Consider the following 23,437-nt stretch of genomic DNA (forward strand, 5'->3'; position numbering starts at 1 on the left):
CGTACGCTGGCTGTCGTTCAACCGGGGCCGGCTACCCGGCCTGCCCGCTGCGCATCGCGTTCATCTCGATATACTCGCGGAAACCGTGCGGTGCCTCGTGAGGTCGAGGCACGGCCAACCGGTCCGCAGCGGCCGGAACGGGCACGGCCAACCCGTCGCGGCAGCGGTTCGCGACGACGATTCACGATAGGAGCAGGTCACATGACAGTCGTTTCTTCGCGCCTTGCCGGCAAGTGCGCATACATCACGGGCGCCGCGGGCGGCCTCGGCCGCGCGATCGCGCGCCGGATGGTCGAGCAGGGCGCGCGCGTGTTCGTGACCGACATCGCCGACGCCGCGGTGCTCGACGCGTTCGCGCAGGAACTCAACGCGGGCCATGCGGCACCGGTCGCGTTCGCCGCGACGCAGGACGTGCGCGACGAAGCGCGCTGGCAGGCGTTGCTCGCGCAGGCGGTCGATGCGATGGGCGGGCTGTCGGTGCTCGTCAACAACGCGGGCGTCGGCTCGATCGGCTCGCCCGCGCAGATCGAACTGGACGAATGGCGGCGTGTGATGGCGATCAACGTCGAGAGCATCGTGCTCGGCTGCAAGCATGCGCTGTCGTATCTGGCCGAGAGCCATCCCGCGTCGATCATCAACATCTCGTCGGTCGCCGCGTTCAAGGTCGAGCCGGATTTCACCGCGTACAACGCATCGAAGGCGGCGGTCGCGTCGCTGACGAAGTCGGTCGCGATCGACTGTGCCCGCCGCGAGATCGACGTGCGCTGCAACTCGATTCACCCCGCGTTCATCCGCACGGGGATCGTCGAGCCGCTGTTCCAGTCGCTCGGCGAACGCGACGCCACGCGCAAGCTCGCGCGCGGCATTCCGCTGCGCCGGCTCGGCGAGCCGGACGACGTCGCGCACGCGGCCGTGTATCTCGCATCCGACGAGAGCCGCTTCATGACGGCCGCCGAACTCGTGATCGACGGCGGCATGTGCGCGGTCTGACGCGCATCCCGAACAACAACGCCTGGAGGAGAACATCGTGTCGACACCCGTGAACCGCCAACTGCTGCTGAAGACCCGCCCGGAAGGGCGGGTCGGCCGCGAACACTTTTCGCTCGTCGAGACGCCGGTGCCGGCGCTCGCGGACGGCGAGGTGCTCGTGCGCGTGCTGTATCTGTCGATGGACCCGACCAACCGCGTGTGGATGAGTGACGTGCCGCAGTACCTGCCGCCCGTCGCGATCGGCGAGGTGATGCGCGCGCTCGGCATCGGGCGTGTGGTCGCGTCACGTCATGCGGGGTTCGTGGAAGGCGATCTCGTGCAGGGGCTGGTCGGCTGGCAGGACTACGCGGTCGTGCCGGCCGAGCAGGCCGCGCAGCTCGTGAAGCTGCCCGCGCAGTCGGGCCTGCCGCTGCCGACGCTGCTCGGCGCGTGCGGGATGAGCGGTTTGACCGCGTACTACGGGCTGACCGACATCGCGCCGGTGCAGCCCGGTGAGACGCTCGTGGTATCGGCGGCGGCTGGCTCGGTCGGCTCGATCGCCGGGCAGATCGGCAAGATCCACGGCGCACGCGTGGTCGGCATCGCGGGCGGCGCGGACAAATGCCGCTACCTGACCGAGACGCTCGGCTTCGACGCGGCCGTCGACTACAAGGCCGACGATTTCCGTCAGCAGCTGAAAGCGGCGACGCCGGACGGCGTGCACGTGAACTTCGAGAACGTCGGCGGCGAGGTGATGCGCGCGGTGCTGTCGCGGATGGTGATCGGCGGGCGCGTCGCGCTGTGCGGCGTGATCTCGAACTACAACAGCGGGCGCGCGGCGGACGACGTCGGCGTGCTGATCTCGAAGCGGCTGACGATGCGCGGCTTCCTGATCCTCGACTATCGCAAGAGCCGCGAGGCGGTGCAGACGCTCGCGGGCTGGCTGCGCGACGGCCGGCTCAAGGCCGAGGAGACGGTGGCGGACGGTCTCGAAAACGCGCCCGACGTGCTGAATCGCCTGTTCGACGGCGACCATCGCGGCAAGCTCGTGCTGCGCGTGGATCCAGACGCGTGACCGGCCCGCGGCACGGCGTGCGAGGCCGTTCGTACGCTGCCGCGAGCGGGTGTCGAACGCGGTGCGTTCGATCAATCGTGTCTTAGTTTCAGACTTGTCTCATATATTGTCCGGGCTTCTCTCCCTAAAGTGATTGCCAGCAGACAGGCGGCGTGACCGACGCGTCACGCCGCCTTTTTTTCTGGTTACGCGGCAGAGGAGAGGGAACATGCGAAACGACGCGAAGCAGGTGGCATCGGTGGCGATGCGCAATCGAACGGTGCGAGGCGCCGGTGCCGCGCGGCGGATGGCGATCGGGCTTGGCGTGGCGTTCGCGATGTCGAATGCGGTGGCGGCCGGGCAGGCCGCGTCAGGCGGCGTCGTGCGGTTCGCGGGCGCGCTCGTCGATTGCTACGACGTGACGCTCGATGCGCGGTCGGGCGTGGTGGTCGAAGGACGAGAGAGGGCGAACGGCGGGGCGGCGGCAACGCTGCGATTCGATGCGCATGGCCGGCGTTTGCCGGGTGCTCATGTGGCACTGGTCGCGCCCGACGGCGCGCCGTTCGCGCCGGATGTCGCTTCGCGTGTGCGTGCAACCTGGCGCGATGCACACGACGATCGAAGCGTGCCGCTGGTGTCGGGCCGTACATATCGCGTGGGGCCGTATGGCGGCGTGATGAGGCTGGCGGCGGATGAAGAAACGGGCGCCGTGGCGCCCGTCGTGATTCGCATTCGTCATCCGTGATGGCGAATGTCCGCCGCTGCGCGGCACGTGGCCGCGCGGCGTGTCATTCGGCCTGTTCCGCGCGTGCGTAGATGTCCCAGCTCGCCATGAACAGCGCGGCGACGAGCGGCCCGATCACGAAGCCGGTGATGCCGAACAGCGCCATCCCGCCGAGCGTCGAGATCAGCACGACCCAGTCGGGCATCTTCGTATCCTTGCCGACGAGGATCGGGCGCAGCAGGTTGTCGACGAGGCCGATCACGCCGACGCAGAACGCGACAAGGATCGCGCACTTCCACACCGCGCCGATCATCAGGAAGTAGAGCGCGGCCGGCACCCACACGAGGCTCGCGCCGATCGCGGGCAGCAGCGACAGGAACGCCATCAGCGCGCCCCACAGCACGACGCCTTCGATCCCGAGAATCCAGAAGATCAGGCCGCCGAGCGCACCCTGCACGAGCGCGACCGCGATGTTGCCCTTCACGGTCGCGCGCACGACCGTCGTGAATTTCGCCAGCAGCAGGTTCTTGTGCTCGTCGTCAAGCGGCAATGCGCGGCGCACGCGGCGGCCGATCTCGCCGCCGTCGCGCAGCAGGAAGAACACCATGTACAGCATCACGCCGAAGCTCACGACGAACTGGAACGTGTTCTGGCCGATGCTGAGCGCCTGCGCTGCTGCGAGCTGGCTGATCTGCGCGGCGCCATCGGTCAGTCTCTTCTGGATGCCCGGGAGGTTGCTCAGCCCGTATTTCTGCAGCAGGTGCTGGATCGACGACGGCAGCGCGTGGATGATGTCCTGGAAGTATTGCGAATAGTTAGGCTGCACGGTCTTGATTTCCTGGTACACGTACGCGATTTCCTGCACGAGCGTCGCGGCGACGAACACGAGCGGCAGGATCACGATCAGGACGATCAGCGACAGCGTCACGAGCGCGGCCAGGTTGCGCCGCTTGCCGAAGCGCGCGGCGAGCCAGCGCTGCACGGGCTGGAACAGGATCGCGAGAATGGTGCCCCAGAACACGGCTCCGGAAAACGGCGCGAGGATCCAGCAGAGTCCGACGGTGACCGCGGCCAGCAGGAAATAGAAGAATTTTTGGTGGTCGTGTCCGCTTTCCATGGATGACATTCGCGCAGATTGATGCGTGGTTTGATTGAATCTCGTTGTCCCGCGCGCGATCGGTTCGCGATCGTCACGGGTTCGCGGCGAAACGCGCCGCGGGGCGGCCGTCCGCCGGTCGGCTCGAACCGGAGTATGCCCGCAAAGGTGCCGCCATCATAGCCGCTGCGCGTGGCACATGCGAAAACGCCGCGGCCGGGGCCGCGGCGCTGCCGGGAAGCCGACGCGGCGCAACGCCGCGTGTCGCGTCGTCAGATATTGAGCTTCGTGACCTTGGTGCCGTTCACCGACAGGTCGCCCATCAGGCCCGCGTTGGTCAGGACCAGCACCTCGACCGGGGCGGTGGCCGTGGTCGTATCGACCGCGCCGTTCGCGCCGACCTTCACGACCGCGACCGATGCGTCGGCGCCGGCGGCCCAGCCTTCGGACTTGCGGAACGAGTCGAGCGCATCCTGCGTCATGAACAGGAACACGATCGCCTTCGACTGCGCGCCGGCCTGCAGGCCGACCGACAGCGACGACGTGTTGTAGTAGCCGACCGTGCTGCCGCCGACGCGCAGCGCGCCGTTGCCGGACTGGCCGCCTACGATGAAGCCGGCCTGCAGCACGCTCGGGAACACGAGCACGCCGCGCGATTTCCCGACGAGTTCACGCGAACCCGGCACCGTCGAATAGAGGCGCGACAGCGTCGCGTTGACGCTGGCGTCGATCGACTGGCGCTTCGACGCGCTGGCCGCGGCGCCTTCCGGTTTGTCCGGGGTGGTCGTGCAGCCGGCGAGCGCGAGGCCGCCGAGCAGGACGGCGGCGGCGGCTTTCATGGCAAAGGTCTTCTGCATGGCGTTTCTCCTTCGTTATCTGATTGAGGACGGACGGTGCGGGCAGCGGAGCGGCCGGCCCCGTTCAACGGCGGGCAAGGAGCAGGCCCGCAACGAACGCGAGGCCGGCGACGACGCCGGCGGTTTGCCACGGGTTGTCGTGCACGACCTGCGACACGCGTTCGGCCGAATCGCGCAGCCGGGCCGCCGCGCTGCCCGACGCGTGGTCGAGCGCGCTGCGCGCTTCATCGAGCCTGGATTGCACGCGCTTGCGCAGCGCGGCGATATCGCCGTCGCCGTCGTTTTTCAGCAGATCTTCGAGTTCGTCGACCAGCCCGCGCAGATCGTCGGTGACGTCGGCATGCAGGTCGCGGGCGGCCGAGCGCGTCGTGCGGCCCACGCGCCGGCCCGTGCGACGAATGTCGGCGAGGCCGCGATCCAGCTTGTGTTCGATCGAGTCGGTGAGCGCCATGGTGTTTATCCTCCTTCGGTTCAAGGCAAATTTGAAGATAAGACGAATCCCAGCAACTTATGTGATTCACTTGGCCCAATTTTGTTTCGAGACAAATTTTCAATTCGTCGGCAGGATCGCCGCGAAGCCCGGCCACATGGGGCGGCACGGCGGTTGAAAAAAATTCTCATGCCGGGCGAAGCGGCGTATCGGGCGGCGGTACGCGGTGAAAGCCCGGTAAATATGGCGTCGCCAGGGTTGTTCGGTAAATAGTGCCGTTGCAGGCCTTGTGCTGATGCAAATGCCGGGACTAAACACCTAGTCGATGCTGTGTGGACGCGCACGGTTCGTGCCCGGGGCCGCCCCTATGCGCCGTCGCCAAGTGCGACGTCGATCACGACGGGATCGTGGTCCGATGAGCGGTACGCGTCGGGTGCGTAATAGGACGACCGTTGCGCGGACGTTTTGTAATCGGGCAAGGGTTGCAGGGCCACCGGTTCGTCGGCGTTGATGTGCCAGACGTGCACGGCTTTCACGCGCGCGGCGAGTGAAGGCGTGGCGAGCGCGTGGTCGAGGTTGCCCGCTTCGCCGTGAAATACGTAGCTGTACGCAGCATCGCCGCCGAAGCGGGTAACCAGGTTCGCGTAGCCGCGCGATTCGAGCGCGCGAACCGGATCTTCCTTCGCGTAGCTGTTCAGGTCGCCGATCAGCAATATGCCGTCGGCCGCGGTGCCTGTCGGCGACGTGGCGAGCCAGTCGGCGACGCGCGCGGCGGCCCGCGTGCGTGCTGCGTTCCAGCAGCCCTGGCCGTCCGACTGGTCGCGATCGGCGCCGGTCGCGTTCGGGCAGTTCTTCGATTTCAGGTGATTGACCGCGACCGTGAAGGCGCGCGAGCCGCCGATGCGCCGGAATGTCTGCGCAAGCGGCGGGCGGTGCCGGCCGCCGAGCGCGACGGTCGCCGCGCGCCCGGCCGGCTCGACCGTGCGGCTGTCGTACAGCAGCGCGACCGCGATCGTATCGAGGCCGAGCCGCGCGGTGCCAGGCTCGACCACGCGCCAGCCGTCGCCAAGTTGCGCGGCGAGACGCCGCACGGCGCTCGCGTTGCCGTAGCCGTTGTTCGCGATCTCCATCAGCCCGATCACGTCGGCACGCAACGCGCGCAATGCCGCGACGATCTTCGCCTCCTGCCGCGCGAACGCGGCGGGCGATTTCGCGCCGCGGTTGGCCGGGGCATCGAATCCGCCGCCTGTCCCGTCGCCGTTGAAATAGTTGAATACGTTGAACGACACGATGCGCACGTCGGCAGCGGGATGCCGGGCCGGCGCATCGGTACGCGGGTTCGCGGCGGCATCGAACACCGGTGCCGCACCGGCAACCGGTTGCAGCCGCCACGCGCCGTAGCGCAGTTCGAGCACGCCTTCGACGCCGCGTACCGTGTAGCCCGCGCGCAGCGTGTTGGCGGCACTCAGCGCGGGCGGCGGATAGCGCACGGTCGCGGGATCGCGGCGGTTCGAGCCGTCGTCGAGCACGATGCGGTTGCGTGCGTTGGCGGCCGCGAGCACGGCGGCCTCGGCTGGCGGTGCGACGTGGGTCGGGATGCGCAGCCGGCCGTTGCTGAGGACGATGCTGCCGTAGCGGCCGAGTTCGTGGGTGTCGCTGACCGTCAGCGTTTGCGGCAGGCGCACCCGCATGCCTTCATGTGCGGCCAGCACGGCGGGCGTGGCGACCGGCAGCGTGAGTGTTGCCGGTGTGACCGTCTGTTCGCGTGCGCAGACGGTCATGCCGCCCGACAGCGTGAATTGCGTCCGGCCGTATCGCTCGTCGACGCGGCCCGTGAGATGCACGAGATCGCCGGCCTTCGCGCGCGCGTTCGGTGCGTACACGAACACGCCTTCCGGGACGCCCGGCCGGTGCCGTCGCTGCGCATCGGCCTGCTGGACGAAGAAGCCGTCCAGGCCGTCGGCGCCGCCGAATGCCGCGGTGACGACCGCTTCGATCGAGGTCGTTTGGCCGGCCAGCGGCGACGGGCCACCGGCGCCGCGGAGGTCCGCAATCGGCGTGGTTGCGCCGCCGCAGCCGGCGCTGATCTGCGGCGTGGCCACGGCCGGCCGGGCGAAGACGGCGGCGGGGGCGGCAGGGGCGAAGAGGGCAGCCAGGGCGATGAACGGTGCAACGACAAGCGGCGCAGGCAGGCGTGACATGGGGCGGTCCACAGGAAGAAAATCCGAAGGTTCGGGAAGGCATCTTGACGGCAAAATGTCAGGAAGTGGCCGAAATGGCCGTCCGGCCAGTACCGATTGGCCGACGATGCAAGCCGCCCAGCGGCTGCTACGCTTTTGCATCGGTCGGCGCATCCCGATCGCGCAGCGCACGCTGCCGCGCCCCGTTCCCACAGGAGAAGTCCATGTCTTACATGCTGTTGATTGTCGAGCCGACCGACCAGCGCGCCGAACGCACGCTCGACGAAGGTCAGGCGCTGTACGCGCGGATGGTCGATTTCGCCGAGACGCTGAAGGCGCGCGGCGTGCTGCGCGGCGTCGAGTCGCTGGAGCGTTCCGAGCGCGGGACGCGCGTGCAGGTGCGCGACGGCGAGGCGCGCCTGCTCGACGGCCCGTTCGCGGAGGCGAAGGAGATGGTCGGCGGCTTCTTCCTCGTCGACGTCGACACGCGCGAGGAAGCGATCGAGATCGCGCGCCAGTGCCCGGCTGCGCAATGGTGCACGGTCGAGGTGCGCGCGGTCGGCCCGTGCTTCCTGTGAAGGTCGCGACTCGGTATATACCCTGATTTGTCGCGGAATATGTCGATCCGGCTGTCATCCGGCCGTCGTCCGGATAAGGCGCCGATGAACGGGCGCCGCCTTCCACCGATGACAAGGAGTAAACGATGCGATTCATGATCATGATCCGGGCGAACGCCGTCAGCGAGTCTGACGCGTTGCCCGACAACCGGCTGGTCGAGGCCATGACCGTCTATCACGAGGAACTGGCCAGGGCCGGCGTGCTGCTCGACGCAAACGGGCTGCGGCCGAGCGCGAGCGGCTGGCGCGTGCGCTACACGGGCGGCAAGGGCACGGTGGTCGACGGCCCGTTCGCCGAAACGAAGGAACTGATCGCCGGCTATACGCTGATCCAGGTGCGCTCGCGCGAAGAAGCGCTCGAATGGACACGCCGGTTTCCCGCGCCGTTCGGCGCCGAGATGGATTGCGAGATCGAGGTGCGGCCGCTGTTCGAGCTTGACGACCTCACGCCGAGCGACGCGGTCGAGCGGTTCCGCGAACTCCACGTCGGCCGCACCGGCGCCTGATTGATTGCCCACCTGAATCCAACCTCACCGGGAGTACCCGACATGCACAAGATGGTCTTCATCAACCTGCCCGTGGCCGACCTGCCGCGTTCGAAGGCGTTCTACGAGGCGCTCGGCTTCGAGGTCGTGCCGGCCTATACCAACGACCAGGCCGCCTGCATCAAGATCAGCGACACGATTTTCGCGATGCTGCTCGTGCGGCCGTTCTTCCAGACGTTTACCGGCAAGACCATCATCGATCCGGCGACGCAGGTGCAGGTATTGTCGTGCCTGTCGTGCGAAAGCCGCGCCGAGGTCGACGCGATCGTCGCGAAGGCGCTGGCGGCCGGCGGGTCCGCACCGCAAGCGCCGCGCGAGTACCCGAACATGTACGGTCACGGGTTCGACGATCCGGACGGCCATGCATGGGAGCTGATGGCCATGCCGCTGGATGCGTCCGCCCAGGGGCAGGCGTCGTGACGCGTGAGGCGACTCACCGTGCGATCGAAGCGGTCTGGCGGATCGAGGCGCCCAAGATCATCGCGCGCGCCGCGCGCGTGGTGCGCGACGTCGGCGTGGCGGAGGAGCTGGCGCAGGACACGCTCGTCGCGGCGCTCGAGCACTGGCCCGTCGACGGCGTGCCCGACAACCCGGCCGCCTGGCTGATGACGGCCGTGAAGCGTCGCGCACTCGATCGTGTCCGGCAGGAGTCGCTCCATGCGGCCAAGCGCGACCAGCTCGGCCACGAGATGGACGCGCTTGAAGCGCATGTCGTCCCCGACATCGCCGAGGCGCTCGCCGACGCGAGCGACGACGACATCGGCGACGATCTGCTGCGGCTGATCTTCACGTCGTGCCACCCGGTGCTGTCGACCGATTCGCGCGTCGCGCTGACGCTGCGGCTGCTCGGCGGGCTGACGACGGGCGAGATCGCTCGCGCGTTCCTGACGCCCGAGCCGACGATCGCGCAGCGGATCGTGCGCGCCAAGCGCACGCTCGCGGCGGCACACGTGCCGTTCGAGGTGCCGGCCGCCGATGCGCGGCCCGCGCGGCTCGCGTCGGTGCTCGAAGTGATCTATCTCGTGTTCAACGAAGGCCATGCGGCGACCTCGGGCGACGACTGGACACGCCCGGCGCTGTGCGACGAGGCGTTGCGGCTCGGCCGCGTGCTGGCCGGGCTGGCGCCGGACGAGAGCGAGGTGCTCGGGCTCGTCGCGCTGATGGAACTGCAGGCGTCGCGCATGCACGCGCGCACCGACGCGCAGGGCCGGCCCGTGCTGCTGCTCGACCAGGATCGCAGCCGCTGGGATCCGCTGCTGATCCGGCGCGGCCTCGCGGCGCTCGAACGCGCGACGAAGCTCGGCGGTGTACGCGGGCCGTACGCGCTGCAGGCCGCGCTGGCCGCCTGCCATGCACGCGCGCGGCAGGCGTCGGATACGGACTGGGCGCAGATCGTCGCGCTGTATGACGCGCTCGCCGAAGTCGCACCGTCGCCCGTGGTCGAGCTGAATCGCGCGGTGGCCGTCGGCATGGCGTTCGGGCCCGCTGCGGCGCTCGAACTCGTCGACGTGCTGCGCGACGATCCCGCGCTCGCGCGCTATCACTGGCTGCCGAGCGTGCGCGGCGACCTGCTGGCGAAGCTGGGCCGCGCCGACGAGGCCAAGGCCGAATTCCGCCGCGCGGCGGAACTGACGCGCAACGAGCGCGAACGCGAATTGCTGCTCAGGCGCGCGACGGACGCGTGACCCACGCGGCACACGCGGCACACGCGGCACACGCGAACGCCGCGCCCCGTGCGCCGCGCCCCGCCAAGCACTATCGCCCGGATTGAAAAAGCCTATTGGGGGATGCGAACACGAACGCCTAGATTGAAGAGCACGATGCGCGCCCCGGCACACGCATCGTTCCCCACATACCTGATCGGCCCGGCTTCGCATGCGGCCGCGCCGACTCGAACGGAGGCGCAAATGGCTCAACTCAAGGGCAGCAAAACCGAAGAGAACCTGAAGGCCGCATTCGCGGGCGAATCGCAGGCGAACCGGCGCTATCTGTATTTTGCTTCGAAGGCTGACGTCGAAGGCCAGAACGACATCGCCGCGCTGTTCCGCTCGACCGCCGAAGGCGAAACCGGCCATGCGCACGGCCACCTCGAATACCTGGAAGCCGTCGGCGATCCGGCCACGGGCTTGCCGTTCGGTTCGTCGCGGCAGAATCTCGAATCGGCGATCGCCGGCGAAACGCACGAATACACCGACATGTATCCGGGCATGGCGAAGGCGGCGCGCGACGAAGGCTTCGACGAAATCGCGAACTGGTTCGAGACGCTCGCGAAGGCTGAACGCAGCCACGCGAACCGCTATACGAAGGCGCTGGACAGTCTCGTCGACTGACGGGCCGCCGCGGGTCGCACGGCAGGCGGTGCGATCGGCAAGCGGCCGGCTGTTCGTTCATCGCTGCCCGCATCGAGCGGGCGGCGCTGGCGCGCATGCGCGCCACGCTGGATGGAGCGCCCCATGCCCCACAAGGAAGGCAGTCTCGAAGCCCCGACCCGGCATCCGCTCGACTGGCAGTCCGAAGCGTTCTACGACCAGGCCGCGATCGATGCGGAAATGACGCGCGTGTTCGACATCTGTGCCGGATGCCGGCGCTGCGTGTCGTTATGCGGCGCGTTTCCGACGCTGTTCGATCTGGTCGACGACACGCCGATGGGCGATATCGAGGAAGTGCCGAAGGACGCGTTCGGCAAGGTCGTCGACCAGTGCTACCTGTGCGACCTCTGCTACATGACGAAATGTCCGTACGTGCCGCCGCACGCGTGGAACGTCGACTTCCCGCACCTGATGCTGCGCGGCAAGGCCGCGCGCTACAAGCGCGGCGAAGCGACGCTGCGCGACAAGGTGCTGTCGAACACCGACGCGCTCGGCCACCTCGCCGGCATTCCGATCGTCACGCAGGCGGTGAACGCGGTGAACCGCACGCCGCCCGCGCGCCATGCGCTCGAAGCGACGCTCGGCGTCGATCGCGATGCATGGCTGCCGGAATTCGCGCCGCGCAAGTTCCGGCGCACGGCGAAGCCCTCGGACGGCCTGCCCGTGCGCGACGGCGAACGCACGCCCGGCAAGGTCGCGATCTACGCGACGTGCTACGTGAATTTCAACGAGCCGGGCATCGGCCACGACCTGCTCGCGATCCTCGCGCACAACGAGATCCCGTACGAACTCGTCACGCGCGAAGCCTGCTGCGGGATGCCGCTGCTCGAGCAGGGCAACCTCGCCGGCGTGGCTGCGAAGAAGGACGTGAACCTGCCCGTGCTCGAACGCTATGCGCGCGAAGGCTATGCGCTGATCGGCGCGATCCCGAGCTGCGTGCTGATGTACAAGAGCGAGCTGCCGCTGATGTTCCCCGGCGACGAAGCCGTGCGCGCGGTGGCCGACGCATTCTGGGATCCGTTCGAGTACGTGATAGCGCGCCATCGCGACGGACTGCTGAAGACCGATTTCAAGACGGGCCTCGGCACCGTGTCGTATCACGTGCCATGCCACGCGCGCGTGCAGAACATCGGCCGCAAGACGGCCGACGCGCTGTCGCTCGTGCCCGATACGCGCGTGAATGTCGTCGAGCGCTGCTCGGGCCATGCGGGCACCTTCGGCGTGAAGAAGGAATTCCATGCGGACGCGATGCGGATCGGCGGGCCCGTGTTCAAGGCGATGGCCGAGCCGCAGCCGGATTTCGTGTCGTCGGACTGCGCGCTGGCCGGCCATCACATCGTGCAGGGCATCGACGACAAGGGGCTGCCGTCCGCGCCGCTCGCGCATCCGCTCACGCTGCTGCGCCGCGCGTACGGCATCTGAGCCGCCGCCGGCCGACCCACGAGGACCTCCCATGACGTTGACCCGCGACTCCCTGCTGACGCTCGAAGCGTACGCGAAGATCCGCAAGACCGAACACGCGCGGCTCGTCGCGTACAAGCGCCGCCGCGCGGTTGCGCTCGGCAATCACCTGCGCTTCCTGTTCGAGGACGAGACGACGATCCGCTACCAGATCCAGGAGATGCTGCACATCGAGAAGATCTTCGACCAGGCGGGCATCGAAGGGGAGCTGGAAGCGTATCTGCCGCTCGTGCCAGACGGCACGAACCTGAAGGCGACGCTGCAGATCGAGTACGAGCACGAGATCGAACGGCGCGCGGCGCTCGCGCGGCTGATCGGCGTCGAGGATCGCGTGTACCTGCAGGTCGACGGGTACCCGAGCGTCTACGCGATCGCCGACGAGGATCTCGAGCGCGACAACGCCGAGAAGACGTCGGCCGTGCACTTCGTGCGCTTCGAGTTCGGCGCGCCGATGCGTGCGGCGCTCAAGGGCGGGGCGGCGCTGTCGATCGGCTGCGATCACCCGGCCTACACGATGCCGGCGCAGCGGGTGGACGCGGACGTGACCGCATCGCTGGCCGGCGATTTGCGCTGACGCGTCCGCTGCGCATTCGGCACGGCCTGCGCACCGTTTCCGTTTTTCCGTTCCGACCCGAAACAGGATTTCCGCAGACGATGCGGCGCTGTCGTGCGCCTGCCGCCGCCAAGATGTAACAGACGTCACGAGTTTGCATGTAGCGAAAAGCGTGCATCGTGCGTCACCGTGCTTTCATCACCCGCAGAGAAACAATAAAAAGATTGTGCACGGAGATAATTAAAATCGGCATCATTTGAATGATTTACCGATTCGTGAATATCTTGTTACGCTTTTTTCCCTGATTTACCGATGTCGGGAAGCAATGCACCGGATTGTTGCCGGCAGGGGTCGGAGCGGCCCGAAAATGCACATAAAAAGCTATTCTTCATACGCTGCTGAGCCCCGCCAGACGGGGCTTTCCAGCGACGGGCATAAAGATCTCGCAAAAAAATTCATGCGTAAATACATTACGCATCCATGGCTGGTTGTTTCAGTGCGTAACATTAAGTCATTGTCATATTGAGATTAACCCTAGGGATGGTATGCTTCGTGCACAAAAATTCCCACATTGGAGTGAGACCGTGATTTGTGCGTCATAGCCGGGAATCGCGGCACCGTGAAAGTGCGGTGCCGCACCGGCATGCACAACCCCGGATAACCATAATGTGCAACCTGGCCGCCCCGCGACGCGATGTGTCGCGACGGCGCCGCCAATCGCAGCCCCGGCCTGGCTGCGTGGAGAGATCTACTATGTTCTTCGATGAGCTTAACGATGAAGAGTGGTTTCGTCTTTCAACGCTGATCGCCGATGAACCCATCCGGCTGAACCGTCGTGGGCGTCCACGTGCCGAACCGCGCGTCGTTGCCAATGCGGTGCTCTGGATCCTGACGACCGGTGAAGCCTGGTCGAAGCTGCCCGGTCGTTATCCGTCCGGGCCGACGTGCCGTCGCCGCTACGAAGAGTGGCTCGCGTCCGGCACGCTGCTGCAGATGATCGACGTGCTGACCCAGTTCAGCGGGCGCACGTTCGCGTATATCCCGCCGCCGCCGGTGCCGGTCGTGGCCGCGCGTCGTGCCGAGCCCGTGCCCGACAACGACCGTTTGCGCGGCGTGTTCTGGCAAAACCCCGAATCGTGGCAATTGCCGGTCGCGCAGGCAAACGTTTGGGATGGCGAGGGCGCGTCGCTGAGCGCGATGCCGGTCGACGAAGTGGTCGATCCGTCGGCGGTGTCGTTCACGGTGCCGGGTGCGCCGTCGACGGAGTTGCGCCATGCGCATGCGTCGTCGGCGAGCTTCGCCGCGGCCGAACCGCAAGTCGACGAATATCGCGGCTATACGATCTGCGGTATCGCGCAGCCCGTGCAGAACCTGATGTATCGCGCGTGGGCCGAGATTACGCGGGACGACCGGCGCGTCGAGCGCTCGGGCCTCATCGGCCCGCGCTTCACCGATGCCGAGGAAGCCGAGCAGTTCGCGCTCGACTGGGCGCGCCAGTGGATCGATCGCCATGGCGCGAGCGACGAACCGGTGCGCGAGCCGCAAGGCGAGGTGCTGGCCGGCCTGTCCGCGCTTGCGCGTGCGGAGTCGGACATCAAGCGCTTCATCGCCGAGCGTCATGCGGGCGCGCTGTCCGAAAGCCGCAACGATCCGGTGCAGTCGGAGCGTCGCGAATACGTGTACCGCGTAGGCTGATCGCCGTCCCGATGCAACGCGCGGGCCGTCGTGTGCCACGACGCCCGCGCGGAAATCCCGTCTTTCCATGTCTGCCTTGCCCGGGGCGCCGCTGTCGTAGCGGCGCCCCGGGCGTACCGCGTGTTGTTACTGCCGGCCGTAGGTATCGTCGAAGCGGACGATGTCGTCCTCGCCGAGATACGCGCCCGACTGCACCTCGATCAGCTCGAGCGGCATCTTGCCCGGGTTCTCCAGGCGGTGCGACACGCCGAGCGGGATGTACGTCGATTCGTTTTCCGACAGCAGGAACGTTTCGTCGCCGCGCGTGATGCGCGCGGTGCCGCGCACGACGATCCAGTGTTCGGCGCGGTGGTGGTGCATCTGCAGCGACAGTCGCGCGCCCGGCTTCACGACGATGCGTTTCACCTGGAAGCGCTCGCCCATGTCGACCGAGTCGTAGTGGCCCCACGGGCGATGGACCTTGCGGTGATCGGCGGCTTCCGCGCCGCGTTGCGCCTTGATTTGCCCGACGATTTTCTTCACGTCCTGCACGCGCGACTTGTCCGCGACGAGCACGGCGTCGGGCGTTTCGACGACGACGAGGTTCTGCGTGCCGACGCAGGCGACGAGCCGGCTTTCCGAATGCGCGAACGTCGATTCCGCGCCTTCGAGCAGCACGTGCCCGCGGCCGACGTTCCCGGCTTCGTCCTTCGGCGAGATCTGCCAGATCGCGTCCCACGAGCCGACGTCCGACCAGCCCGCGTCGAGCGGCACGACGACGCTCTCGCACAGCTGCGGCAGGGTCGCGAGCGGCTCCATCACCGCGTAGTCGATCGAGTTCGACGGCGACGCGGCGAATGCGTCGCGATCGACGCGGAAGAAATCGCCATCGGCCTTGCCCTGGGCGACCGCCTGTTCGCAGGCTGCGTAGATCGCGGGTTCCAGCTGGCGGATCGCTTTCAGCCAGACCGATGCGCGAACGATGAAGATCCCGCTGTTCCACCAGTATTCGCCCGATGCGACGTACTGCTGAGCGAGTTCGAGATGCGGCTTCTCGACGAAACGGTCGAGGCGGCGAACGTCGAGGCTGCCCGTCCCGGCATCGCCGAGCGGCGCGCCAACGCGGATGTAGCCGTAGCCGGTTTCCGCGTGCTTGGGGACGATGCCCATCGTGGCGATCTTGCCTTGCATCGCGCAGTGCACGCCGGCTGCGACAGCCGCGTGGAAGCGCGGCAGGTCGGCGACCGCATGGTCGGCCGGCATCACGGTCATCACCGCATCGTTGCCGCTGGCGACGAGCCGCAGGGCGGCGAGCGTCAGCGCGGGCGCGGTGTCGCGGCCGATCGGCTCGAGCATGATCGATGCGGATTTGCCGGTCAGGCGCAGCTGTTCGGCGGTCGTGAAGCGGTGATCCTCGCCGCATACGATCAGCACGTCGTCGTTCAGCGGATAGGCGCCCGTCAGGCCGTCGAGGCGCAGCGCGGTCGACTGCAGCAACGAATGTTCGCCGAGCAGGCCGATCAGCTGTTTCGGAAAACGTTCGCGCGACATCGGCCACAGGCGCGTGCCGGAACCGCCGGCGAGAATCACCGGTTGCACGGCGACGCGCGTGCCGGCGGCGGGGGCGGTGGAAGAAGAATGGCGCGTTTCGGCAGCCACGGCCGGAGCATTCATGAGGACACTCTCCACGGTTGAAGTCAGTGCCTATCTTTGTAGCACGAAGTAAATCGACAATAAAACCGGGTCCATTGTTTGATATTCGCCAGGCATTCATCAGGAAGAATTTTCCTCGCTAGCATCCGATGCAAATAAAAAAATAAAAAATAAATCGGGGAATCGGCTGGTCTTGACCGCCCGCAAAGGGTGCACGGAAATCGTAAAGGTTCCGAAAAATTCCCGATTCCTGAGCGTTTCGGGAAAACCTGCCGATTTAATTCAAAAACTTCGCGGCAAGAATTTCCGATTATTTTTCGAAATACTTGTGCGCTTGAGGAGGAATTTTCTTACCGCTTCAATAGCGTCATGCAACGTTTGAATCGAATGTGCGGCACGGGTCGCACAAGGAGCTGTTCGGCAAACGCCTGTTCAAAGAGGAAGCAGACATGTTGAGCGTGCTGGCGAGAGTCATCGATATCGCGATGGTCGTGATGGGGGCGTTGATCGCCGCCACGCTGCACGGTGGCAGCATCTGGCTCAACGACCTGCAGCGCACGATGATGCTGTTCGATTGCCTGCTCGTCGTTGTGTGCTTTCCCGCCTTCGGCATCTACCAGTCGTGGCGCGGCAAGCGTCTCGTCGGGCTGGTGGGGCGGGTTGCGTTCGCGTGGCTCGTGGTCGAGCTCGCGGGCATCCTGTTGAGCTTCAGCTTTCATCAGTCGGGCGACCTGTCGCGGCTGTGGCTGGGTTACTGGGCGCTCGTGACGATGGCGCTGCTCGTCGGTTCGAAGGCCTGCGTGCACGTCGTGCTGCGGCAACTGCGTCGCGGCGGCTACAACCTGAAGGCGGTCGCGATCGTCGGCGGTACGCCGGCGGCGCGGCGGCTGATCGCGCAGATGCGGGCGCGGCCGGAAGCCGGTTTCAATCCGGTGTGCGTGTACGACGAAAGCGAAGCGCCGGGCGAAGTCGCGCTCGACGACGTGCGCATCGAGCGGCAGTTCGAATCGCTGGTGTGGCTGGTGCGCAGCCGCGCGATCAGCGAGCTGTGGCTCACGTTGCCGATCACGGAGGAGCGTCGGATTCACCAGATCGTGACGGTGTTCCGCCACGACTTCGTGAATATCCGCTTCATCCCGGACGTGCGCACGCTGTCGTTCTTCAACCAGGAAGTGGTCGAGGTGCTCGGCGTGCCGGCGATCAACCTCGCGGCGTCGCCGATCACCGACGTGCGGATCCTGCCGAAGTTCGTGTTCGACCGGGCGTTCGCGCTGGTGGCGCTCACGGGCCTCGCGCCGGTGATGCTGCTGATCGCGTGCCTGATCAAGCTGACGTCGCGCGGGCCGGTGTTCTTTCGCCAGAAGCGCAAGGGCATCGACGGGCACGAGTTCGAGATCTACAAGTTTCGCTCGATGAAGGTGCACCAGGAAGTGGCGGGGCAGGTCACGCAGGCGAAGAAGAACGATTCGCGCGTGACGCCGGTCGGCCGGTTCCTGCGCCGCACGAGCCTCGACGAGCTGCCGCAGTTCATCAACGTGCTGAAGGGTGAGATGTCGGTGGTCGGCCCGCGCCCGCATGCGCTCGCGCACGACGACATCTACAAGGATCTGGTCAAGGGCTACATGTTCCGCTACCGGATCAAGCCGGGCATCACCGGGTGGGCGCAGATCAACGGCTTTCGCGGCGAGACCGACCAGATCGAGAAGATGATGGGACGCGTGAAGCTCGATCTGTACTACATGCAGAACTGGTCATTCTGGCTCGACATCAAGATCGTCGTGCTGACGCTCTGGAAAGGCTTCACCGGCAGCAACGCTTATTGAGTCTCGAGGCCGCGCCACGCAGGCATTCCGGCTTTACGAATTTCGAATCATTGGTCAAGAGGTCCGACACATCATGAATCTGACTATCATCGGCAGCGGTTACGTAGGTCTTGTCACCGGCGCCTGTCTCGCCGACATCGGGCACGACGTGTTCTGTCTCGACGTCGACCAGGCAAAGATCGACATCCTGAACAACGGCGGCGTGCCGATCCACGAGCCGGGTCTCAAGGAAGTGATCGCGCGCAACCGCTCGGCCGGCCGCCTGCGTTTCTCGACCGACATCGAGGCCGCGGTCGCGCACGGCGACGTGCAGTTCATCGCGGTCGGCACGCCGCCCGACGAGGACGGCTCGGCCGACCTGCAATACGTGCTCGCGGCGGCGCGCAACATCGGCCGCCACATGACGGGTTTCAAGGTGATCGTCGACAAGTCGACGGTGCCGGTCGGCACGGCCGAGCGCGTGCGCGCGGCGGTGGCGGAAGAGCTCGCGAAGCGCGGCGCCGACCAGATGTTCTCGGTCGTGTCGAATCCGGAATTCCTGAAGGAGGGCGCGGCGGTCGACGATTTCACGCGGCCGGATCGCATCGTGATCGGCTGCGACGACGACGTGCCGGGCGAGCGCGCCCGCGAACTGATGAAGAAGCTGTACGCACCGTTCAACCGCAACCACGAACGTACGCTGTACATGGACGTGCGCTCGGCCGAATTCACGAAATACGCGGCGAACGCGATGCTCGCGACCCGCATTTCGTTCATGAACGAACTGGCGAACCTCGCCGACCGCTTCGGCGCGGACATCGAGGCGGTGCGCCGCGGGATCGGCTCCGATCCGCGTATCGGCTATCACTTCCTGTATGCCGGCTGCGGCTACGGCGGCTCGTGCTTCCCGAAGGATGTCGAGGCGCTGATCCGCACGGCTGACGAGAACGGGCAGGCCCTGCAGATCCTGAAGGCCGTGTCGTCGGTCAATGCGACGCAAAAGCGCGTGCTCGCCGACAAGATCGTCGCGCGCTTCGGCGAGGACCTGACCGGCCGCACGTTCGCCATCTGGGGCCTCGCGTTCAAGCCGAACACCGACGACATGCGCGAGGCGCCGAGCCGTGAGCTGATCGCCGAGCTGCTGTCGCGCGGGGCGCGCATCGCCGCGTACGACCCGGTCGCGCAGCAGGAAGCGCGCCGCGTGATCGCGCTCGATCTCGCCGATCACCCGAGCTGGCTCGAGCGCCTGACCTTCGTCGACGACGAGGCGCAGGCCGCCCGCGATGCCGACGCGCTAGTGATCGTCACCGAATGGAAGATCTTCAAGAGCCCCGACTTCATCGCGCTCGGCCGCCTGTGGAAGACGCCGGTGATCTTCGATGGCCGCAACCTGTACGAGCCGGAGACGATGAGCGAGCAGGGCATCGAATACCACCCGATCGGCCGGCCGGGCTCGCGCCAGGCCGTCGCCGCCCGTGTGCCGGGCACCGCGCCTGCAAGCGCGTAACCCGTTTCCCGTCACTCGTTACGAGACGCCATGTTCCGGAACATCCTGATCGTCTGCCACGCGAACGTCTGCCGCAGCCCGGCAGCGGAAATGCTGTTCAAGTCGCACGTCGCGTCACGCGGCGGCCCGCGCCCGACGTTCCACTCGGCGGGCGTGCATGCGAACGACGGCGACGGCATCGATCCGGTGATGCGTCAGCTGCTCGCCGAGCGGGGCGTCGATGCGACGACCCACCGCTCGCGGCGGCTGTCGCGCCGGATCGTGCGCGACGCCGACCTGATTCTCGTCAGCGAGCGTGGACAGATCAAGGCCGTCGAATCGGTCGATCCGTTCGCGCGCGGCAAGGTCCACCTGCTCGGCAAGTGGGAAGGGGCCGAGATTGCCGACCCGCACGGCGGCCCCGAGGCCGATTACCGCGAGAGCTACTCACTGATCGAACGTCTGGTTCAAGGATGGCTACAGAAACTATGCTGAAACGCCCGATGCGCCCGGTGGCGCTTGCCGTCGCGCTGACGACTTTCCTGTCAGCCTGTGCAACCGCTCCCGGCAACTACCTCGACTCGTCGAACCTGAAGGACGAAGGCCGGCAGGAAGCGGCCGAAACCTATCCGGTTCATTACATCGACGCCAAAGTGGTGATGGACCAGCTGCAGAAAGCGCAGGTCGACCATCCGCTGCCGCCCGGACGTTACACCGATCCGTCGGAGTACGTGTACCGCGTCGGCCCACAGGACATCCTCGGCGTCACCGTGTGGGACCACCCCGAGCTGACGACGCCGCAGGGCCAGTCGTTCTCGAGCGGCGGCAACACGACGCAGTCGGTCGCCGGCGCGCTGCAGCAGCCGTATACGACCGCGCTGCCGGGCCAGGCCGATCCGTACGGCCAGACGGTCGCATCCGACGGCACGATCTTCTTCCCGTTCGTCGGCCGCATCAAGGTGGCCGGCAAGACGGTCGCGCAGATCCGCGAGCAGATGGCCACCACGCTGTCGCGCTATGTGAAGAATCCGCAGCTCGACGTGCGCGTGCTGTCGTTCCGCAGCCAGAAGGTGCAGGTGACGGGCGAGGTGAAGCAGCCGGGCCCGCTCGCGGTGAGCGACGTGCCGCTGACGCTCGTCGACGCGATCTCGCGCTCGGGCGGCTCGACCAACGAGGCCGACCTGCAGCGCGTGCGCCTGACGCGCGACGGCAAGCTCTACACGCTCGACGCGAACGGCGTGCTCGATCGCGGCGAAGTGAAGCAGAACGTGATGCTGCAGCCGGGTGACATCATCAACGTGCCGGACCGCAGCGACAGCCGCGTGTTCATCATGGGCGAGGTCAAGACGCCGGTCACGGTGCCGATGCTCAAGGGCAAGCTGACCCTCGCCGATGCGCTGACGTCCGGCGGCGGCATCCTCGACACGGATGCGAACCCGCGCAAGATCTACGTGATGCGCGGGATGCATGACAACCCGACGAAGCCGGAAGTGTTCCGTCTCGACATGACGCAGCCGGATGCGCTGATGCTGTCGAGCCGCTTCCCGCTTCAGCCGCTCGACGTCGTCTACGTCAGCACGGCCAGCTCGGTGCAGTTCAACCGTGTGCTGCAGCAGGTGCTGCCGACGATCCAGACGATCTTCTTCATGCGGCAAATCACGCGCTGATAGCCCGCCGGGGCGGCGCCTCCGCCCCGGCACCACTCAAGCGGGAACGAATGGTGAACACGCAAGCGAAACACTCCTACGCGGATCTGTCCGCGAAAACCGAGGAAGAGGACGTCGTCCTCGGCCAGTTGCTCCAGGTGATCATGGACGACATCTGGCTGCTGCTCGGCATCGCGGTGACGGTCGTCGCGCTCGCCGGCCTCTACTGCTTCGTCGCGAAGCCGGTCTATCAGGCCGACGTGCACGTGCGGGTCGAGGGCAACGACAACACGTCGCAGGCGCTCACGCAGACGCAGACGGGCGCGTCGATCAACAGCGGCCCGCAGCAGGCGCCGACCGATGCGGAAATCGAGATCATCAAGAGCCGCGGCGTGGTCGCGCCGGTGGTCGAGCAGTTCAAGCTGAACTTCTCGGTCGTGCCGAAGACGCTGCCGGTGATCGGCAGCTTCGCCGCGCGCGTCGCGACCCCGGGCGAACCGGCGCGGCCGTGGCTCGGCCTGAAGTCGTACGCCTGGGGCGGTGAAGTCGCCGACGTCGATTCGATCAACGTCGTGCCCGCGCTCGAAGGCAAGAAGCTGACGCTGACGGCCGGCCCGAACGGCACCTATTCGATCGTCGACCAGAACGGCATGCGGCTGCTGTCGGGTCATGTCGGCGAATCGGCGCAGGGCGGCGGTGTGACGCTGCTCGTGTCGAAGCTCGTCGCGCGCCCCGGTACGCAGTTCACGGTGGTCCGCTACAACGATCTCGACGCGATCAGCGGCTTCCAGACCGGCATCCAGGTGACCGAGCAGGGCAAGCAGACGGGCGTCGTGCAGATCTCGCTCGAAGGCAAGGACCCGGACCAGACCGCCGCGATCGCGAACGCGCTCGCGCAGTCGTACCTGAACCAGCACGTGGTCGCGAAGCAGGCCGAAGCGACCAAGATGCTCGACTTCCTGAAAGGCGAGGAGCCGCGCCTGAAGGCCGACCTCGAACGTGCAGAAGCTGCGCTGACGCAATACCAGCGCACGTCGGGCTCGATCAACGCGAGCGACGAGGCGAAGGTCTACCTCGAAGGCAGCGTGCAGTACGAGCAGCAGATCGCCGCGCAGCGCCTGCAACTCGCGTCGCTCGCGCAGCGCTTCACCGATTCGCACCCGATGGTGATCGCCGCGAAGCAGCAGCTCGCGGAGCTGCAGGGCGAGAAGGACAAGTTCAGCAACCGCTTCCGCAGCCTGCCGGCCACCGAAGTGAAGGCCGTCCAGCTGCAGCGTGACGCGAAGGTTGCCGAGGATATCTACGTGCTGCTGCTGAACCGCGTGCAGGAGCTGTCGGTGCAGAAGGCCGGCACGGGCGGCAACATCCACCTCGTCGACTCGGCGCTGCGTCCGGGCGATCCGGTCAAGCCGAAGAAGGTGCTGATTCTGTCGGCCGCGGTGTTCCTCGGGCTGATCCTCGGCACGGGCGTCGTGTTCCTGCGCCGCAACATGTTCCAGGGCATCGAGGATCCGGACCGCATCGAGCGCGCGTTCAACCTGCCGCTGTACGGGCTGGTGCCGCAAAGCGCCGAGCAGGTGAAGCTCGACGCGCAGGCCGAGAAGAGCGGCAGCCGTGCGCGGCCGATCCTCGCGAGCCTCCGTCCGAAGGATCTCAGTGTCGAGAGCCTGCGCAGCCTGCGCACCGCGATGCAGTTCGCGATGATGGACGCGAAGAACCGCGTGATCGTGCTGACGGGCCCGACGCCCGGCATCGGCAAGAGCTTCCTGACGGTCAACCTCGCGGTGCTGCTCGCCCATTCGGGCAAGCGCGTGCTGCTGATCGACGCGGACATGCGGCGCGGCCTGCTCGACCGTTACTTCGGCCTCACGTCGCAGCCGGGCCTGTCCGAGCTGCTGAGCGACCAGTCGGCGCTCGAAGATGCCGTGCGCGAGACGCCGGTGCAGGGCCTGTCGTTCATCTCGGCCGGCACGCGCCCGCCGAACCCGTCGGAGCTGCTGATGTCGACGCGCCTGCCGCAATACCTCGAAGGGCTCGGCAAGCGCTACGACGTCGTGCTGATCGATTCGCCGCCGGTGCTGGCAGTGACCGACGCGACCATCATCGGCCGCATGGCCGGCTCGACGTTCCTCGTGCTGCGCTCGGGCATGCATACCGAGGGCGAGATCGCCGACGCGATCAAGCGCCTGCGCACCGCGGGTGTCGACCTGGAAGGCGGGATCTTCAACGGCGTGCCGCCGAAGGCGCGTGGCTACGGCCGCGGCTATGCGGCCGTGCATGAATACCTGAGCGCCTGATCCGCATCGCACGTAACCGGGCGG

General features: G+C 66.8%; 21 protein-coding genes. 16 read left to right on the forward strand and 5 right to left on the reverse strand.

Features of this window, described 5'->3' with window-relative positions:
- Positions 1 to 201: 201 nt before the first annotated feature.
- The 3 genes from BDO18943_RS29495 (at position 202) to BDO18943_RS29505 (ending at position 2,768) form a co-directional block, all read left to right on the forward strand.
- The gene (locus BDO18943_RS29495; RefSeq protein ID WP_043177917.1) at positions 202 to 990 is read left to right on the forward strand and encodes an SDR family oxidoreductase; all 789 of its coding nucleotides are present in this window, start codon (positions 202 to 204) and stop codon (positions 988 to 990) included.
- A gap of 37 nt (positions 991 to 1,027) precedes the next feature.
- Entirely contained in the window at positions 1,028 to 2,044 is a 1,017-nt protein-coding gene (locus BDO18943_RS29500; RefSeq protein ID WP_175025049.1) for an NADP-dependent oxidoreductase, read from the forward strand.
- Positions 2,045 to 2,252: 208 nt separating this feature from the next.
- Positions 2,253 to 2,768, forward strand: coding sequence for a thioesterase (locus BDO18943_RS29505; RefSeq protein ID WP_175025050.1), 516 nt, complete (start codon positions 2,253 to 2,255; stop codon positions 2,766 to 2,768).
- Positions 2,769 to 2,811: 43 nt separating this feature from the next.
- On the opposite strand, the gene BDO18943_RS29510 is transcribed toward BDO18943_RS29505, so the two are convergent.
- The 4 genes from BDO18943_RS29510 to BDO18943_RS29525 form a co-directional block, all read right to left on the reverse strand.
- Positions 2,812 to 3,864: an AI-2E family transporter gene (locus BDO18943_RS29510; protein WP_175025051.1), complete on the reverse strand. Its 1,053-nt coding sequence runs from the start codon at positions 3,862 to 3,864 to the stop codon at positions 2,812 to 2,814.
- Between the two features lie 251 nt (positions 3,865 to 4,115).
- Positions 4,116 to 4,700 carry a BPSL1445 family SYLF domain-containing lipoprotein gene (locus BDO18943_RS29515; RefSeq protein WP_089453450.1) on the reverse strand — a complete coding sequence of 195 codons (585 nt, stop codon included), beginning with the start codon at positions 4,698 to 4,700 and terminating at the stop codon, positions 4,116 to 4,118.
- Positions 4,701 to 4,764: 64 nt separating this feature from the next.
- The gene (locus BDO18943_RS29520; protein WP_043177905.1) at positions 4,765 to 5,151 is read right to left on the reverse strand and encodes a DUF883 family protein; all 387 of its coding nucleotides are present in this window, start codon (positions 5,149 to 5,151) and stop codon (positions 4,765 to 4,767) included.
- 344 nt (positions 5,152 to 5,495) lie between these two features.
- Positions 5,496 to 7,331, reverse strand: coding sequence for an ExeM/NucH family extracellular endonuclease (locus tag BDO18943_RS29525; RefSeq protein ID WP_175025052.1), 1,836 nt, complete (start codon positions 7,329 to 7,331; stop codon positions 5,496 to 5,498).
- A 203-nt stretch (positions 7,332 to 7,534) separates the two neighbouring features.
- On the opposite strand from BDO18943_RS29525, the gene BDO18943_RS29530 reads away from it, so the two are divergent.
- From BDO18943_RS29530 to BDO18943_RS29565, 8 genes are all read left to right on the forward strand, one after another.
- Entirely contained in the window at positions 7,535 to 7,888 is a 354-nt protein-coding gene (locus BDO18943_RS29530; protein WP_175025053.1) for a YciI family protein, read from the forward strand.
- Between the two features lie 125 nt (positions 7,889 to 8,013).
- Complete coding sequence (locus BDO18943_RS29535) at positions 8,014 to 8,433, forward strand: YciI family protein (protein WP_043177899.1); 420 nt, start codon at positions 8,014 to 8,016, stop codon at positions 8,431 to 8,433.
- Between the two features lie 42 nt (positions 8,434 to 8,475).
- On the forward strand, positions 8,476 to 8,892 hold the full coding sequence (locus BDO18943_RS29540) for a VOC family protein (RefSeq protein ID WP_175025054.1): 417 nt from the start codon (positions 8,476 to 8,478) through the stop codon (positions 8,890 to 8,892).
- Positions 8,889 to 10,157 (forward strand): RNA polymerase sigma factor, encoded by a 1,269-nt coding sequence (locus BDO18943_RS29545; RefSeq protein ID WP_175025055.1) that lies wholly within the window; start codon positions 8,889 to 8,891, stop codon positions 10,155 to 10,157. Before BDO18943_RS29540 ends, BDO18943_RS29545 begins: the two co-directional genes overlap by 4 nt.
- Before the next feature lie 222 nt (positions 10,158 to 10,379).
- Complete coding sequence (locus BDO18943_RS29550; RefSeq protein WP_043177896.1) at positions 10,380 to 10,802, forward strand: rubrerythrin family protein; 423 nt, start codon at positions 10,380 to 10,382, stop codon at positions 10,800 to 10,802.
- A gap of 123 nt (positions 10,803 to 10,925) precedes the next feature.
- Positions 10,926 to 12,263 carry a heterodisulfide reductase-related iron-sulfur binding cluster gene (locus BDO18943_RS29555; RefSeq protein WP_175025056.1) on the forward strand — a complete coding sequence of 446 codons (1,338 nt, stop codon included), beginning with the start codon at positions 10,926 to 10,928 and terminating at the stop codon, positions 12,261 to 12,263.
- Between the two features lie 31 nt (positions 12,264 to 12,294).
- On the forward strand, positions 12,295 to 12,876 hold the full coding sequence (locus tag BDO18943_RS29560; protein WP_175025057.1) for a DUF3501 family protein: 582 nt from the start codon (positions 12,295 to 12,297) through the stop codon (positions 12,874 to 12,876).
- Positions 12,877 to 13,608: 732 nt separating this feature from the next.
- Positions 13,609 to 14,550 (forward strand): transposase, encoded by a 942-nt coding sequence (locus tag BDO18943_RS29565; RefSeq protein ID WP_175025058.1) that lies wholly within the window; start codon positions 13,609 to 13,611, stop codon positions 14,548 to 14,550.
- A gap of 126 nt (positions 14,551 to 14,676) precedes the next feature.
- On the opposite strand, the gene BDO18943_RS29570 is transcribed toward BDO18943_RS29565, so the two are convergent.
- On the reverse strand, positions 14,677 to 16,203 hold the full coding sequence (locus BDO18943_RS29570) for a mannose-1-phosphate guanylyltransferase/mannose-6-phosphate isomerase (RefSeq protein WP_175025059.1): 1,527 nt from the start codon (positions 16,201 to 16,203) through the stop codon (positions 14,677 to 14,679).
- Between the two features lie 428 nt (positions 16,204 to 16,631).
- Between BDO18943_RS29570 and BDO18943_RS29575 the strand changes: the two genes are divergently transcribed.
- The 5 genes from BDO18943_RS29575 to BDO18943_RS29595 all read left to right on the forward strand — a co-directional run bounded on the left by BDO18943_RS29575 (position 16,632) and on the right by BDO18943_RS29595 (position 23,413).
- On the forward strand, positions 16,632 to 18,005 hold the full coding sequence (locus BDO18943_RS29575) for an undecaprenyl-phosphate glucose phosphotransferase (RefSeq protein WP_011355869.1): 1,374 nt from the start codon (positions 16,632 to 16,634) through the stop codon (positions 18,003 to 18,005).
- 73 nt (positions 18,006 to 18,078) lie between these two features.
- Positions 18,079 to 19,491 carry a UDP-glucose dehydrogenase family protein gene (locus tag BDO18943_RS29580; RefSeq protein WP_089453441.1) on the forward strand — a complete coding sequence of 471 codons (1,413 nt, stop codon included), beginning with the start codon at positions 18,079 to 18,081 and terminating at the stop codon, positions 19,489 to 19,491.
- 30 nt (positions 19,492 to 19,521) lie between these two features.
- Entirely contained in the window at positions 19,522 to 19,965 is a 444-nt protein-coding gene (locus tag BDO18943_RS29585) for a low molecular weight protein-tyrosine-phosphatase (RefSeq protein ID WP_043177889.1), read from the forward strand.
- Positions 19,959 to 21,137: a polysaccharide biosynthesis/export family protein gene (locus BDO18943_RS29590; RefSeq protein ID WP_043177888.1), complete on the forward strand. Its 1,179-nt coding sequence runs from the start codon at positions 19,959 to 19,961 to the stop codon at positions 21,135 to 21,137. Before BDO18943_RS29585 ends, BDO18943_RS29590 begins: the two co-directional genes overlap by 7 nt.
- A 50-nt stretch (positions 21,138 to 21,187) precedes the next feature.
- Positions 21,188 to 23,413 (forward strand): polysaccharide biosynthesis tyrosine autokinase, encoded by a 2,226-nt coding sequence (locus BDO18943_RS29595; RefSeq protein WP_175025060.1) that lies wholly within the window; start codon positions 21,188 to 21,190, stop codon positions 23,411 to 23,413.
- Positions 23,414 to 23,437 lie beyond the last annotated feature (24 nt).

Source organism: Burkholderia aenigmatica (assembly GCF_902499175.1).
GTDB lineage: Bacteria > Pseudomonadota > Gammaproteobacteria > Burkholderiales > Burkholderiaceae > Burkholderia > Burkholderia aenigmatica.

Coding starts and splice junctions, on each gene's coding strand:
- BDO18943_RS29495 (WP_043177917.1), top strand. CDS start 202: ATGACAGTCGTTTCTTCGCGCCTTGCCGGCAAGTGCGCATACATCACG.
- BDO18943_RS29505 (WP_175025050.1), top strand. CDS start 2,253: ATGCGAAACGACGCGAAGCAGGTGGCATCGGTGGCGATGCGCAATCGA.
- BDO18943_RS29510 (WP_175025051.1), bottom strand. CDS start 3,864: ATGGAAAGCGGACACGACCACCAAAAATTCTTCTATTTCCTGCTGGCC.
- BDO18943_RS29515 (WP_089453450.1), bottom strand. CDS start 4,700: ATGCAGAAGACCTTTGCCATGAAAGCCGCCGCCGCCGTCCTGCTCGGC.
- BDO18943_RS29520 (WP_043177905.1), bottom strand. CDS start 5,151: ATGGCGCTCACCGACTCGATCGAACACAAGCTGGATCGCGGCCTCGCC.
- BDO18943_RS29525 (WP_175025052.1), bottom strand. CDS start 7,331: ATGTCACGCCTGCCTGCGCCGCTTGTCGTTGCACCGTTCATCGCCCTG.
- BDO18943_RS29530 (WP_175025053.1), top strand. CDS start 7,535: ATGTCTTACATGCTGTTGATTGTCGAGCCGACCGACCAGCGCGCCGAA.
- BDO18943_RS29535 (WP_043177899.1), top strand. CDS start 8,014: ATGCGATTCATGATCATGATCCGGGCGAACGCCGTCAGCGAGTCTGAC.
- BDO18943_RS29540 (WP_175025054.1), top strand. CDS start 8,476: ATGCACAAGATGGTCTTCATCAACCTGCCCGTGGCCGACCTGCCGCGT.
- BDO18943_RS29550 (WP_043177896.1), top strand. CDS start 10,380: ATGGCTCAACTCAAGGGCAGCAAAACCGAAGAGAACCTGAAGGCCGCA.
- BDO18943_RS29555 (WP_175025056.1), top strand. CDS start 10,926: ATGCCCCACAAGGAAGGCAGTCTCGAAGCCCCGACCCGGCATCCGCTC.
- BDO18943_RS29560 (WP_175025057.1), top strand. CDS start 12,295: ATGACGTTGACCCGCGACTCCCTGCTGACGCTCGAAGCGTACGCGAAG.
- BDO18943_RS29565 (WP_175025058.1), top strand. CDS start 13,609: ATGTTCTTCGATGAGCTTAACGATGAAGAGTGGTTTCGTCTTTCAACG.
- BDO18943_RS29570 (WP_175025059.1), bottom strand. CDS start 16,203: ATGAATGCTCCGGCCGTGGCTGCCGAAACGCGCCATTCTTCTTCCACC.
- BDO18943_RS29575 (WP_011355869.1), top strand. CDS start 16,632: ATGTTGAGCGTGCTGGCGAGAGTCATCGATATCGCGATGGTCGTGATG.
- BDO18943_RS29580 (WP_089453441.1), top strand. CDS start 18,079: ATGAATCTGACTATCATCGGCAGCGGTTACGTAGGTCTTGTCACCGGC.
- BDO18943_RS29585 (WP_043177889.1), top strand. CDS start 19,522: ATGTTCCGGAACATCCTGATCGTCTGCCACGCGAACGTCTGCCGCAGC.
- BDO18943_RS29590 (WP_043177888.1), top strand. CDS start 19,959: ATGCTGAAACGCCCGATGCGCCCGGTGGCGCTTGCCGTCGCGCTGACG.
- BDO18943_RS29595 (WP_175025060.1), top strand. CDS start 21,188: ATGGTGAACACGCAAGCGAAACACTCCTACGCGGATCTGTCCGCGAAA.